The 13,089-nt window shown below is 61.9% G+C and carries 11 protein-coding genes; 6 read left to right on the top strand and 5 right to left on the bottom strand.

The window, feature by feature from the left end; genetic code table 11:
• Position 1: 1 nt before the first annotated feature.
• Positions 2 to 823 (bottom strand): 3-methyl-2-oxobutanoate hydroxymethyltransferase, encoded by an 822-nt coding sequence (panB, locus tag AAF358_03845; GenBank protein ID MEM7704658.1) that lies wholly within the window; start codon positions 821 to 823, stop codon positions 2 to 4.
• 195 nt (positions 824 to 1,018) lie between these two features.
• Between panB and AAF358_03840 the strand changes: the two genes are divergently transcribed.
• The 4 genes from AAF358_03840 to AAF358_03825 are packed head-to-tail and all read left to right on the top strand — an operon-like array spanning position 1,019 to position 5,129.
• Entirely contained in the window at positions 1,019 to 1,609 is a 591-nt protein-coding gene (locus AAF358_03840; GenBank protein MEM7704657.1) for a 3-hydroxyanthranilate 3,4-dioxygenase, read from the top strand.
• 6 nt (positions 1,610 to 1,615) lie between these two features.
• Positions 1,616 to 2,896, top strand: coding sequence for a kynureninase (gene kynU / locus AAF358_03835; protein MEM7704656.1), 1,281 nt, complete (start codon positions 1,616 to 1,618; stop codon positions 2,894 to 2,896).
• The gene (locus AAF358_03830) at positions 2,893 to 4,287 is read left to right on the top strand and encodes an NAD(P)/FAD-dependent oxidoreductase (protein MEM7704655.1); all 1,395 of its coding nucleotides are present in this window, start codon (positions 2,893 to 2,895) and stop codon (positions 4,285 to 4,287) included. Before kynU ends, AAF358_03830 begins: the two co-directional genes overlap by 4 nt.
• On the top strand, positions 4,284 to 5,129 hold the full coding sequence (locus AAF358_03825) for a tryptophan 2,3-dioxygenase family protein (GenBank protein MEM7704654.1): 846 nt from the start codon (positions 4,284 to 4,286) through the stop codon (positions 5,127 to 5,129). The genes AAF358_03830 and AAF358_03825 overlap by 4 nt, the downstream gene beginning before the upstream one ends.
• Positions 5,130 to 5,157: 28 nt before the next feature.
• On the opposite strand, the gene AAF358_03820 is transcribed toward AAF358_03825, so the two are convergent.
• Positions 5,158 to 6,783: a choline dehydrogenase gene (locus AAF358_03820; GenBank protein ID MEM7704653.1), complete on the bottom strand. Its 1,626-nt coding sequence runs from the start codon at positions 6,781 to 6,783 to the stop codon at positions 5,158 to 5,160.
• A 224-nt stretch (positions 6,784 to 7,007) separates the two neighbouring features.
• On the opposite strand from AAF358_03820, the gene ppc reads away from it, so the two are divergent.
• Both ppc and AAF358_03810 read left to right on the top strand, forming a co-directional pair.
• Positions 7,008 to 9,713, top strand: a complete 2,706-nt coding sequence (gene ppc / locus AAF358_03815) for a phosphoenolpyruvate carboxylase (GenBank protein MEM7704652.1) — start codon at positions 7,008 to 7,010, stop codon at positions 9,711 to 9,713.
• A gap of 79 nt (positions 9,714 to 9,792) precedes the next feature.
• Complete coding sequence (locus AAF358_03810) at positions 9,793 to 10,533, top strand: hypothetical protein (protein ID MEM7704651.1); 741 nt, start codon at positions 9,793 to 9,795, stop codon at positions 10,531 to 10,533.
• Between the two features lie 28 nt (positions 10,534 to 10,561).
• On the opposite strand, the gene AAF358_03805 is transcribed toward AAF358_03810, so the two are convergent.
• From AAF358_03805 to AAF358_03795, 3 genes are read right to left on the bottom strand one after another with little or no spacing between them, the layout of a single operon-like run.
• Positions 10,562 to 11,929 carry a radical SAM protein gene (locus tag AAF358_03805; GenBank protein ID MEM7704650.1) on the bottom strand — a complete coding sequence of 456 codons (1,368 nt, stop codon included), beginning with the start codon at positions 11,927 to 11,929 and terminating at the stop codon, positions 10,562 to 10,564.
• Positions 11,926 to 12,663, bottom strand: a complete 738-nt coding sequence (locus AAF358_03800) for a prolipoprotein diacylglyceryl transferase family protein (GenBank protein ID MEM7704649.1) — start codon at positions 12,661 to 12,663, stop codon at positions 11,926 to 11,928. Before AAF358_03800 ends, AAF358_03805 begins: the two co-directional genes overlap by 4 nt.
• A gap of 3 nt (positions 12,664 to 12,666) precedes the next feature.
• Positions 12,667 to 12,969 carry a hypothetical protein gene (locus tag AAF358_03795; protein ID MEM7704648.1) on the bottom strand — a complete coding sequence of 101 codons (303 nt, stop codon included), beginning with the start codon at positions 12,967 to 12,969 and terminating at the stop codon, positions 12,667 to 12,669.
• Positions 12,970 to 13,089: the final 120 nt, after the last annotated feature.

Here is a 13,089-nt window from a genome sequence, read left to right as displayed (position 1 = left end):
GCTACTGATAGCAGTGTTCGGGGCCTGGGAAGGTGCCTGCTCTGACGGCCTCGGCATAGGCTCTGACGGCTCCCTGGATGCCCTCGACCTCGCCCGTCAGGAAGTTTTTGACAAACTTTGCGGGCCGACCCGGGTACAGGCCAAGCAGGTCATGCAGCACCATAATCTGGCCGTCGGTTTCCGGACCAGCGCCGATCCCGATCACCGGCACGTCCAGCGCCTCGGTCACCCGCGCTCCCAGTTCAGCCGGAACACATTCCAGCAGCACCATGCTCGCGCCCGCGTCTTGCAGGACCAGCGCCTCGTCGATAATGCTCTGCGCTTTGGCGGGGTCGCGCCCTTGAACGCGGAAGCCGCCCAGATGGTTCACCGATTGCGGCATCAGGCCCATGTGGCAGCAGACCGGAATGCCTCGCTGGGTGAGCAGGCGTGTCGACTCAGCCAGCCAGGCACCGCCTTCCAGCTTAACGATCTGCGCACCTTCCCGCATCAGGGCCGCCGCGCTCTCCAGCGTGACCTCCTCTGAATAGAAGGTCATAAACGGCAGATCGCCCATCAGCAAGGCGCCCCGATTGCCTCGCTGGACGCAGCGGATATGGTAGGCCACGTCGTCGATCGTAACGGGCAGCGAATTATCGTGACCCTGGATCACCATACCCAGGGAATCACCCACTAAAATCACCTCCACGCCGGCGTCGCTGACGGCGTAAGCCTCGCTGTAGCCGTACGCGGTCAGGCAAGAGAACCGCTCCTTGCCTTTCATTGTTTGCAGCGTGGTGATGGTGACCGGTTTGCGGGCCGGTACCGCTGGCTGGCTGGACATGGGTCTGAGGTTCCTGGACTTAAGTGGAGAACACAACGGGCTCCGAAAATACCACAGCCCGCACACCCCGCAAGCATTCCCCTTACTGCACGAGTATCTGCACTTCGTTCACACGATCGCCGCGCTTTTGTCGCGAAGATCCCGGTATCATGCGTTTTGGTTCAAGGCAGCGGTCATTTCCGCTCGGTCACGCTTATGTCACAACGCCTCAGCGCCTTTAATTTTCGCCAGTGGATCGATGATCACGCCCATCTGTTGAAGCCGCCCGTCGGCAATAAGCAGGTTTGGGAGGATTCGGACATGATGGTGACGGTGGTCGGCGGGCCTAATCAGCGTACTGACTATCACGATGATCCGGTCGAAGAGTTTTTCCACCAGCTGCGGGGCGACATGCTGCTGAAGATCTACGACAACGGTGAGCATTACGACGTCCCGATTCGCGAGGGTGACGTTTTTTTTCTGCCGAAGCACGTGCGCCACTCGCCGCAGCGCCCTCAGGAGGGAAGCGTTGGGCTGGTGATTGAGCCCAAGCGACCACCAGGCGCGCTCGACGCTTTTGAGTGGTATTGCTTCGAATGTGGCGCCTTGGTGCATCGGACCGAGGTGGTGCTCACATCGCTGGTGGACGATCTCCCGCCGATCTTCTCCGCGTTTTACGCCAGCGAGGCAGACCGCACCTGCGGTCGCTGTGGTGCGCTGCATCCCGGCAAAACCCCGCCTCAGGGCTGGGTCACGCTGGCGCCGGCTGACGCGGACTCCCCACAGGACTCACCGAGAGGCGGCTGACCAAGCATGTTTGAAAACACGCTGAACTTTGCCAGAGAAAACGACGAAAAGGATTCGCTGGCCCCGTGGCGCTCGGCATTTCATCATCCGGTGGTGGATGGACAGCCGCTGCTGTATTTCACCGGTAACTCACTCGGGCTCCAGCCGGTAGCGGCGCGCAAGGCGGTCGATCACGAGCTGGGCCGGTGGGCGAAGCTCGGCGTTGAGGGTCATTTCTCCTCAAAGGACCCGTGGTACACGTGCCATAAAAAGCTTGCCGGCCCGATGGCCCGCGTTGTGGGCGCCCAGGAGAGCGAAGTGGTCTGCATGAACTCGCTGACCGCTAACCTCCATTTTCTCTTTGTTTCGTTCTATCGGCCAACCCCTGGTCGCTTCAAGATCATCAGCGAAGCCGGGATGTTTCCCTCGGACCGCTACCTGCTGGAAACCCAGGTGTTGTTTCACGGTTTCGACCCGGCGGATGCCATCGTCGAGATCGGCCCGAGAGAGGGTGAGCATGTGGTCAGGCACGAAGACCTGCTGGCAGCGATCGAAGATTGCGGCGACCAGCTCGCCCTGCTGTTTCTCGGCGGCGTCAACTACTACACCGGTCAGCTCTTCAACCTCCAAGAGCTAACGGCGGCGGCGCATCGCGTAGGGGCTATCGCGGGCTTCGATCTAGCCCATGCGGCGGGGAACGTGCCGCTGTCGCTCCATGATGACAACGTGGATTTCGCCGCCTGGTGTACCTACAAATACCTCAACGCCGGGCCGGGCAACCTCGGCGGCATTTTTGTCCACGAACGCCACGGCACCGATTTCGACGGCCCACGCTTCGCCGGCTGGTGGGGCTACGATGAGTCCAAACGTTTCCTGATGCAGCCAGGATTTCGACCCATACCTGGGGCAGAGGGTTGGCAGCTGAGCAATCCGCCGGTCGTTGAGGTCGCGATGCTCGGCGCGTCGCTGGCAATGTTTGACGAGGTGGGGATCGTTGCGCTCCGGGAGAAGAGCCAACGGCTGACCGGCTACCTGCTGTTCGTGCTGCAGGAGGAGTTCGGCCGGCGCCCGGAGCTGGGACTTCGGTCGATCACGCCGGAGGACCCGGCGCAGCGTGGCTGCCAGCTTTCCGTCCAGCTCGGGGGAACGGACCGATCGTTTTTCGACCGACTGCGTGCGGAAGGGGTGAGTGCTGACTTCCGCGAACCCGACGTGATGCGTTTTGCTCCCACTCCGTTTTATAACCGTTTCGAAGATATCTGGCTGCTGGGCGCCATTCTGCGGCGCCTGCTTGAAGAAGAGGAATGAGCACCCGTGTGGTGGTCGTGGGGGCCGGGCCGGTCGGCACGCTGCTGGCAATCATGCTGGCGCGCCTGGGCATGCGGGTCGACCTGCTGGAAGCCCGCACTGACTCTCGGATCCACGACGTCTACGAAGGGCGTTCCATCAACATCGCCTTGTCAGAGCGGGGCTGGTTGGCCCTGAGCCGGATTGGGGCGGACGAGGCGGTGCGCGCCGTGTCGCTTCCCATGTCGGCGAGAGCCATGCACGACCGAGACGGCGCCGTGACCCGGCAACCCTATGGGCAGCTCGGCCAGGCGATCTGGTCTGTCTCGCGGGCGGCGGTCAACGAAGTGCTTCTGAACATGGCCGACCAGGAGCCCAACATCACGCTCCATTTTGAAGCTGTGCTTGCCGCCATCGATCTTCCGGGCCGGAGAGCCTTTTTTACCCGGCCGGAATACAGCGACCTTGAGCTTTCCTTTGACTATCTGTTTGGCGCAGACGGCGCCAACTCCAAGGTTCGCCGGCTGCTGGCCGTTGACCACGGTGCGGAGGTCAACGTGCGCAGGATGGGCCACAGTTACCTGGAACTGAACATGCCGCCGGCGATCGACGGTGGCCACGCGCTTGCCAAAGACGCGCTGCACATCTGGCCTCGCGGCAACTACATGCTGATCGCGTTGCCCAACCCCGACGGGTCGATGACCGCAACGGCGTTCCTGCCGGACGAGGGCGCCAACTCGTTTTCCAGTCTCTCGGACCGACGGGCGGTTGAGGCCATGTTCGACCAAGATTTTTCGGACGCCCGGCCTTTGCTTGAGCGGCCCGTGCAGCGTTTTCTCCAAACGCGGCCGTCGCTGCTGGCGCTGGCAGAGGTGTCGCGCTGGGTTTTTGCTGGACGGGCGGCGCTGATCGGCGACTCTGCGCACGCGATCGTCCCGTTCTATGGTCAGGGGCTCAACTGTGGGTTCGAAGACTGTCGGGCGTTCGGGGATCTGTTCGCTGATTATGATGGTGACTGGGCGCGGACACTCGAGGCCTATGAGACGGTTCGTAAACCCAACGCTGACGCGCTGTCAGAGCTGGCGATGCAAAATTTCACCGAAATGAGTGAGCTCTCCGGCCAGCCGGATTTCCTGCTACAGAAGACCATCGAACGGGATTTCCACCGCGCCCACCCGGAATTGTGGGTTCCACTCTACACCCAGGTGACATTTCTGCCGGAAGTCAGCTACAGCGAAGCGCTGGCGTCCGGCGTGCGCCAGCAGAAAATCATGGATCAGGTGATGGCGCTGCCGTGGGTTGCAGATGCTGATCGATCCGGTGAGGTGCAGCAGTTCCTGCTTGATCTGGTCACCAACCACCACCATGACCTTAAACAACCGCCGCCTGCGCGTTTGGGAGAAGAGCGTTGAAAACCCCCAGCACAAACTTTCGGGAAGTTGAGTCCGACATCCGCACCAACTTCAAGGGCGCCATGGCCTACGGCGACTATCTTCATCTCGACAAGATTTTGTCGGCGCAGGAGATGCGCACCGATGAACACGACGAAATGCTGTTTGTTGTGATCCACCAGGCCAGTGAGCTATGGCTGAAGCTGGCGGTACATGAGGTCTCAGCCGCCATTCGGCTCATCGATGAGGGGCAGTTTCGACGCGCCTTTAAGGTGCTCGCTCGGGTCAAAGAAATCCTGAACCAGATGAAACAATCCTGGTCGATTCTCGCCACCATGACGCCGGTGGACTACCTGAAGTTTCGCGACAGCCTCGGCAACGCCTCGGGTTTTCAGTCGGTAGGCTATCGGTCGCTGGAATTTTTGCTGGGCAACAAAAACGCTCAGGCAATCAGTGTGCACAAGGATCGGCCGAGCTGCACGGCCCGACTCGAGGCGCTGCTCGCGAAGCCGAGCCTCTACGACGCGGCTATCGCCCAGCTGGTGCGCGCCGGCTTCGCCATCGACCCCGAGCTCGCGTCAAGGGACCCGCGTGAGCCGTATCAGCACAACGCCTCGGTCGAAGCCGCCTGGACGAAGGTCTACCGCTTCAGCGACCGCTTTTACGATCTCTATGAGCTCGCCGAAACGCTGGTTGATCTCGAAGACGCGTTCCAGAACTGGCGCTTTCGCCACATGTACACCGTGCAGCGGATCATCGGCTTTCGGCGGGGGACGGGCGGCTCCAGCGGCGTGGGCTTTCTCAAGAAAGCCCTGGACACAAGCTTCTACCCGGAGCTGCTGGCACTGCGCACGAACATCTAAGGAGGCCCGGCGGATTGCGGCCGGCGCGTCAGGCGGCGGCGTCCGTCCGCGCCTGGCTGGTGCGATACCCAGCAATGTTGCGGATCAGCGTGCTGGCCCGCTCGGCGATCATGACCGTCGGTGCGTTTGTGTTGCCGCTGACCAGTGTTGGCATGACCGAAGCGTCGATGACTCGCAGGCCTTCGATGCCGTGAACCCTTAACTCGCTGTCCACCACCGCCATGTCGTCTGAGCCCATCTTGCAGGTGCCCACCGGGTGATAAATGGTTTCGGCCTTGCGGCGGACAAATGCCTCAAGGTCGCTGCGGCTGGTGACGTCAGCCCCCGGGAAGATCTCTTCGGCCCGATACTCGTCGAACGCCTTGGCGCCGAGAATCTTGCGGGACAGCCGAATGCCTTCGATCATCAGGTCCATGTCCTGAGGCGCACTCAGATAGTTGGCCTTGATGGCCGGATACTTTTTGGGATCCTGGCTGACAATTTCGATGCTTCCGCGGCTGTCGGGCCGCAGCGCGCAGCAGTGCAGCGTGAAGCCCGCCCCGGCAAGCCGATTGCGGCCGTGGTCGTCGAGCATGGCCGGCACAAAATGAAACTGCAGGTCGGGCCGGTCGTCTTCCGCCAGATCACTCACAACAAAACCGCCGGACTCGGCGATGTTGGAGGTACCGACACCGCGGTGGAACAACATGTATTTGAGACCGACCGCCAGATCGTTGGTGCGATCGTAGGTGATGTCGGTTTTGCTGCGGTAGAGCGTGCAAATGTCCAGGTGATCCTGCAGGTTGCGTCCAACGCCTGGCAGCTCGTGGTTGACGCGGACGCCGCAGCGGCTCAGCACCGGGCCCGGACCAATGCCCGACAGCATCAGCAGCTGGGGTGAGTTGATGGCGCCGGCGCTGAGGAGCACTTCGTTCCTCGCGCGTGCCGTTTGCAGGTAGCGACCTTTGAAAAACTCGACCCCAACGGCGCGTTGACCCTCCAGCAGGACCCGATGGGTCAGTGCTTTGGTGGCGATTGTCAGGTTTGGCCGGGGTTTGGCCGGATTCAGGTAGCCGGCGGCGGTGCTCCACCTTGCACCGCCTTTTTGGGTGACCTGGTAGTAGCCAAAGCCTCGTTGAGTTGGGCCATTAAAGTCATCGTTGGCGGTGTATCCGCATTGCTGCGCTGCCTCCAGAAACACTTCGCTCAGCGGGTTATGGTGCAGCAGGTCCTGCACGTTCAGCGGGCCGTCGCTGCCGTGGTAGTCCGACGCGCCGCGCTCCTGATGCTCCGCCTTCACGAAAAACGGCAGCACGTCAGCGTAGCTCCAGCCGCGATTCCCAAGATCCGCCCAGTGATCGTAATCCGCGCGATGGCCACGGGCGTAACACATGGCGTTGATGGAGCTTGACCCGCCCAGCACCTTGCCGCGGGGCCAGTAAAGGCGTCGGCTTTCAAGCTCGGGCTCAGGCTGTGTCTCATAACCCCAGTTCAGCCACTTGATGTTCACGAGCTTGGCCAAACCTGCGGGCATGTGAATGAACGGGTGCCAGTCGCGACCACCGGCTTCGAGGAGAAGCACGCTGATGCTGGGGTCTTCGGTGAGGCGATTGGCCAGAACGCAACCGGCCGAGCCGGCACCGACCACTATGTAATCGTATTCGTTGACGTCCATGTGTCACTCTCTTTCAGCACGGCATAAAAGGACAGCCGGAATTTAGTCTACGGCTGACGCTACCGAGTCCGCGGACGCTGCGGCGAGGATCGGAGGCCCGTCATGGTGCCCAAGCCGGGCGGTTTTCGCAAGTCGCGATCATCGCTGAAAAACACTCGCCAATTGTTTTATAGTCGGGCTCTCCCCAAACCGAGCTGACGCGCTGAAGAGCCGTTTCTGAGCCCATGAGCCCGAGAGAAATATCGTTTCCAGACAAGGACCTGGCGCTGAAGGAGGACGTGAGTCTGGTGGGTGCCATGGTTGGCGACGTGCTGGCCGAACAGTGCGGTGAAGCGCTCTATTCGCTTGTCGAAGAGGTGAGGCTCGCGGCGATCGCCCGGCGCGAGGGTGACGACAGCGGGACCGACGCGCTCTCAGACATCGTTCGCCATGCCGATCAGGACAGTCTGGCCCAGGTTGTCCGCGGGTTTTCCGCCTACTTTCAGGCGGTCAACCTGGCTGAAAAGGTCCATCGGATTCGTCGTATCCGGGAGCGTCAGCGCGAGGAGGAGATAATCTCCGGGTCGCTGGACGCGAGCCTGAGCCAGCTGCGGGATTTGGGCGTGACCAGCGAACAGCTTCGAGAGCTGCTGCAGCAGACGGTCATCGAGCCGGTGATGACCGCCCACCCAACAGAGGCAACCCGTCGAACTTTGCTCGAAAAAGACCGGTCGATGGTCATACGGATGGTCGAGCGCTTCGATCCGGGTCGAACGCCGCTGGAAGAGGATATGGCGCTGCAGCGAATCCGTCAGGCGCTGACCTCCGCCTGGCAGACCCGAGCCTACTCGGCGGCGCGACCGACGGTTGCCACCGAACGCGAACACGTCATGTTTTACGTGACTGAAGTGATCTACCAGATCGTGCCGGCGTTTTATGAGTCCTTTCGCCGATCGCTGGATCGCTATTACCCAGACGCCTTCGCGGGAGAGCGGCTGCCCAGCGTGCTTCGCTTCGGCTCCTGGGTGGGTGGCGATATGGACGGTAACCCCAACGTCACGTTCGAAACCATCGGCGAAAGCCTCAAGGAACACCGCCAGCTGATCGTCGCCCGGTATCTGCCGGAAGTACGGCGCCTGGCGCGCGATCTGTCGCAGTCGCAGGGCTTGGTGACCGTGAACGAAGCGGTGATGCATCGCGTCACCAAGTACGAGCGGATGCTGCCCGACACGCGCGAGACGATCCCGGATCGCTATGAGGACATGCCGTATCGCTGTCTGCTGACGTACGTGACTGCGCGGCTGGTGCAGGTGCTCAACGACGGCGAGTCGGCCTACGCCAGCAGTACCGAGCTGCTGTCGGACCTGCAGATGGTCCGCACCTCGCTGGAGCAAAACAACGGGAGCCACGCAGGCCTATTCCTGGTGAAGCGTCTGATGTGGCGGGTCCGCACCTTCGGCTTTCATCTGGCAACGCTCGATGTCCGCCAGGACGCTATGGACCTGCGGCGGGCGGTGGCCGGCTGGGCGGGAGACGACGAGTGGACCGATAAGTCTGCGCAGGAACGGACTGAGCAGCTGAGCGAATGGCTCAAAGATCTACCGGCGCTACCCGAAGATATTCCCCACCAGCTCGAACGGGTGCTCGCCGTTTTCCGGGCCATAGACGAGGCCAAGAAAAGCTACGGCAGTTCGGCGATCGGTAGCTACATCATCAGCATGGCTCAGGGTGCTGACGACGTGCTCAGCGTGCTGCTGCTGGCGCGCGGCGCGGGTCTGGTCTCGGACGGTAACCAGGTGCCGCTGGACATCGCGCCGCTGCTAGAGACGGTCGACGATTTAACCGCCGGTGAGGGCATTGTGCGAGGCCTGGCCGCGGAAGAGAGCTATCGCGAGCACCTCAGCCAGCGGGGTAACCGTCAGCTGGTGATGATCGGCTACTCAGACAGCAACAAGGACAGCGGCATTGCTGCCGCGCGCTGGGCGCTGCAGCGCGCGCAGCGTCAGCTCACCGACGTCGCGGCCGAGCTCGATCTCAAGATCGGCTTTTTCCACGGTCGCGGTGGCACCGTGAGCCGGGGGGGCGGCAATACGGTCGACGGCATCCTCGCCGCACCGTCCGGCAGCGTGCAGGGCTACCTGCGGGTCACCGAGCAGGGTGAGGTCATCCATCAAAAATATGGCATTCGCTCCCTGGGGCTTAGAAACCTCGAGCAGATGACCGGCGCGACCCTGGTAGCGAGCCTGCGTGAGTCAGCGCCGGACACCTCGCAGTGGACGGATCGGATGGCGCATATCGCCGCCGCTGCCCGGGCTCGCTATCGCGCCATGGTGTACGACGATCCGGACTTTGAGCCTTTCTTCCGCGAGGCGACGCCGATCGACGTGATCCAGCGTCTGGCGATCGGTTCCCGACCGAGCGCGCGCCGCAGCCAGCAGGGGATCGTCAACCTGCGCGCCATACCGTGGGTTTTTTCCTGGGGCCAAACTCGGATCAACCTGCCGGGCATCTTGGGTTTTGGCAGTGGACTTGAGGCGGCGATGGCGGAGTTTGGCGAAGACGCCATCGTCGACATGCTCCGCTGGCCGTTCTTCCGGAGTTTGATCAAAGACGTGGAAATGGTGCTCGCCAAATCGGACCTGACGATCGGCCGTGAGTACAGTCTGCTGGCCAAGCCGAAGCTGCACCGGGTTTTCGATGATATCTGCAGCGAAATCGACCTGACCCGTGAGAAAGTGCTGACGATCACCGGCGCCTCCCGGCTGCTGGAAGATGACAACACGCTGCGCCGCGCGATTCGTCTGCGCAACCCTTACGTCGACCCGCTCAACCTCGTTCAGATCAGACTGCTCAAACAGTGGCGCGAGGGCAAGCGGAAGGACGATCACCTCCTCTCCATGTTGTTCGACACCGTGAATGGCATCGCTCGCGGTATTCAAAATACGGGATAAAGGAACTTTCCAAACAGAACACTAGAGCCCACCCAAAGCGTTTACTAAACGTTAAGGTTGCCTGCGATAACCTTCGTATATGGGTACTCTGACGGCCACGGCGGATCTGCCGCGGTGGCCTGCGGCCCGCTGGGGACGTAACCCGCGGCCGCTTCGATGGTTTTGGCTGGCGCTGCTGGCCCACCTGGCGGCGCTTTGGTGGCTGGCAGGTCTGCCTCTGCCCGAGCCGAATGTCGACGAGCGCGAGGCGATCCGTTTGGAGCTTGTGCCCGATCGCGTTGAGCCGCTGCCAAAATTGGCGCCGGTGCCTGTGACCGAGGCCCCCTCGGAGCCGCAGCAGGCCGTCCCCGCGTTGCCCACCGAAACGTCGCCGGATTCGCCGCCTGCTGAACCCGCCCCGGCAGCCACAGCGCCAACGCCGACGATCCCAACCGTCAGCCTGCCGCCGACCGAGGTTCCAAACGTGGACGAAGCGTCACCAGCCCCGAGGGCTGAAGATATTCTCAAGCGCATGCGCCGCTACCGTATCGAGGAAAATCCCCGGCTGACGCCGGCGGACCCCAAGACACCGCCGGCACCCCTCGCCCTGGGGCTCGCAGACCAGACCAACCTGCTGACCGAGCTCGACGGCCCGCTGCCGCAGCTGCCGTTTGAACCGGGGGAGATGGGCCTTCGCTTCTATTCGGCCGGCGTGAAAGGAGATATCGCCCGCACCTTCGATCGCATCACGCCGGAGTTCGGGTTTGTCACCAATTTTGGGCTGGAGGTGAGATGCAAATATGTGCTGATTGTTGTCTCCTGCGGCTGGCGGGAACGTTAGTCACTCGAGCAGGAGGCGCCGCAAAGCCTCAGCGATAAAACAGATTGTAGGTGTCGAAGGGGTAGATTTTTCCTTTGGGCGTCACGAAGTGAACGCATGAGCGCTTGACCGAAGAAATGCAGAAGTCGTGCGCGTCCAGAAAGGACATGATGACCACACGAAACACGTTCTCGTAGCTGAGCTCCGGCGCCTCAACCTTGGGCAGGCAGCACAGCAGCGTCTCCATGCGTTGCGCCACCTCGGGCGTCAGGGCGTCGAGCGAGAAGGTCTCCAAAAACGCCTGCTTCAGGTCACTGTTGGTCTCAAACGTGATGCTGTTGCCGGATCCGGAGAGCAGCGTCTCTCGGGAGATCATGCCCGACACCGGAGCGAGCATCTCCGGCCGCTCGGGGCTGCGCAGGCCGTAACCGATACAGATGTTTTCCGGATGGCAGGGCAAGGGCAGCAGGTCCTCATCGGTGAAGGCGTTGCTGCCTTCAGCGATCCGGCGACGGATATCGCTGAGCGTCAGCCGGTCGGCCTTGCCGAAGTTTTCCGTTCGCCCCGCACGCTGAACCGGTTGAAAAGTGACCCCTCGAACGCAGCGCCAGCGCAGAGCGTAATTGATGATCTCGTCGATTTCCTCGTCGTTGACGCCCAGCTGCACGGTGCAAACGAGCGTCGTCGAAATGCCTCGCTCCTCCAGATTTCTGAGCGCCGCCTCCCGCGTCCGACGGGCGTCAATGCCGCGCAGCGTCTTGAGAGCGTCTGCCCGAAGCGAGTCGAACTGCAGGTAGACCTCAAACCCCTGGCGGTAGCGGGCGAGTTCATCAGCGAACGCCGGTTCACGGGCAATGCGGATACCGTTGGTATTCAGCATCAGATGCCGGACCGGTGAGCGATGTAAGAGATCGATGATCTCTAGAATCTGTGGGTGCAGGGTGGGCTCACCACCGGATAGCTGCACCAGGTCGGGCGTGAGTTCGCTGGCCAGGAGCGTATCCAGCATGGCCTGCACCTCAGCCATGGTTTTGGCGTTGCCGAGGCTGGGTGCTGAGTCGGCGTAGCAAATCGGACAGCGCATATTGCACTCGTCGAGCAGGTCGAAGATCGCCAGGCACGAGTGTTGTTCGTGATCCGGGCAAAGGCCGCAGTCGTGGGGGCAGCCGCGGTCGATGCGGGTCTGAAAACGGTGGGGCAGGTCGCCCGGTTTCAGGTAGTCCTTGCACTTCAGGTAGTAATCAATGTCGGTCGAAACGAGCGTTTTCTGCGTACCATGCTCCGGGCAGCGCTTCAGGTAGTAGACGCAGTTGTCCATGAACACGATCTTCGCGGGCACTACCGCCAGACAGTGTTCGCATAGCGACTGGGTCTGGCCATAGAAGAGGTAGGGTCGCTGCCGCTGAACCTGGCTCAATGGGCACCTCCGGTGGATAGTTCAGGCGTATCACCCGTTTGCCGCAGCATGGCCAGGCCGTAAACGGCCAGCGCAATGCAGGCGAGATGAAACAGATTGAGGGGGCCGATTAGCGCGGCGTAGGGTTTCAGAAACTCCCAGGCGAAGCGCTGTAGCGCGTAACACAGCACAAACAGATAAAACATATTGGCGGCCAGCCAGCGGCTCAGGCGCCCGACGTTAGCCTGCCGGTCGCGCCAGCGCACCGTCAGCGCCGTCAGCAGCACCAGCAGCATGATGCCGCTTTCGTAGAGCTGTACGGGGTGGCGAGGCACACCGTCACCGAAGTCCACCGCCCAGGGCAGGCTGGTAGGAATACCGTGCGTATGGTCCTCAAGCCCGGCCGAGAAACAGCCGATCCGCCCGATCACAATGCCCAGCGCCAGTCCCGGTACCAGCTTGGCCCCGGTCGAACCGTGAATGCCGTGGAAACTCTTAAAGGCTTCGACGGCCAGGATGCCTCCGCAAATGGCGCCGAGGATGGATTTACCAAAGACGTTGCCCACGCCGAGCAGATAGAGGTTTAGTGTGCCGAGCAGGAGGCTTCCGAGAATCACACCCTGCGTCAGGATGAGCAGGTAGCGAGTCTTGAGCGGGGCGGGTACCGGCGACGGCTCGCCCCGGTTCAGAGCCAGCGTCATCGCCCCAGCGGCGGCATAGGCTGCTAAGTCAAACCACAGATGGCTGGTCAGCACCGGCTATTGAAACCCGAGCGTGCAGCCGCCGAACAGCACAAACGCCGCGGCTAGAATTAGGGTGCAGCCCGCGAGGAGACGTGGGCGGCCGGTTTTAGATTGATTGAAGGTGAGTGCCATGGCGTAGCCAAAAATGGCGAGCCCCACGGCGACAGCAACAATCGCCAACGGTTTGTTCTGGCCAAGGGCCAGGACCACCGCACAGCCGGCGAGAAAAAGGAACCCGGCGACTTCGAGCACCCAGATCAGCCAGCCCAGGACAAGCAGGACTGTGGGCGGCTGGTCGCTGGGTTGCGGATTTTCCATTAGCCCAGTCTACCGAATTTGCCATGGCGGATTTCTCGCCTGCTCAGCTGGGCAAAAAAAAGCGGCCCCAAACCTCGGGGCCGCAACAGGGCGAACGCCTGGGACTGATCGATCAGGCGA

Source organism: Pseudomonadota bacterium (assembly GCA_039033415.1).
In the GTDB taxonomy this organism is placed as follows: Bacteria; Pseudomonadota; Gammaproteobacteria; order Xanthomonadales; family SZUA-38; genus JANQOZ01.
This window is presented reverse-complemented; position numbering and strand designations above follow the sequence as displayed.

What these genes read in the sequence shown, in the direction of transcription:
- panB (MEM7704658.1), bottom strand. Translation starts at nt 823, where the DNA reads ATGTCCAGCCAGCCAGCGGTACCGGCCCGCAAACCGGTCACCATCACC.
- AAF358_03840 (MEM7704657.1), top strand. Translation starts at nt 1,019, where the DNA reads ATGTCACAACGCCTCAGCGCCTTTAATTTTCGCCAGTGGATCGATGAT.
- kynU (MEM7704656.1), top strand. Translation starts at nt 1,616, where the DNA reads ATGTTTGAAAACACGCTGAACTTTGCCAGAGAAAACGACGAAAAGGAT.
- AAF358_03830 (MEM7704655.1), top strand. Translation starts at nt 2,893, where the DNA reads ATGAGCACCCGTGTGGTGGTCGTGGGGGCCGGGCCGGTCGGCACGCTG.
- AAF358_03820 (MEM7704653.1), bottom strand. Translation starts at nt 6,783, where the DNA reads ATGGACGTCAACGAATACGATTACATAGTGGTCGGTGCCGGCTCGGCC.
- ppc (MEM7704652.1), top strand. Translation starts at nt 7,008, where the DNA reads ATGAGCCCGAGAGAAATATCGTTTCCAGACAAGGACCTGGCGCTGAAG.
- AAF358_03810 (MEM7704651.1), top strand. Translation starts at nt 9,793, where the DNA reads ATGGGTACTCTGACGGCCACGGCGGATCTGCCGCGGTGGCCTGCGGCC.
- AAF358_03795 (MEM7704648.1), bottom strand. Translation starts at nt 12,969, where the DNA reads ATGGAAAATCCGCAACCCAGCGACCAGCCGCCCACAGTCCTGCTTGTC.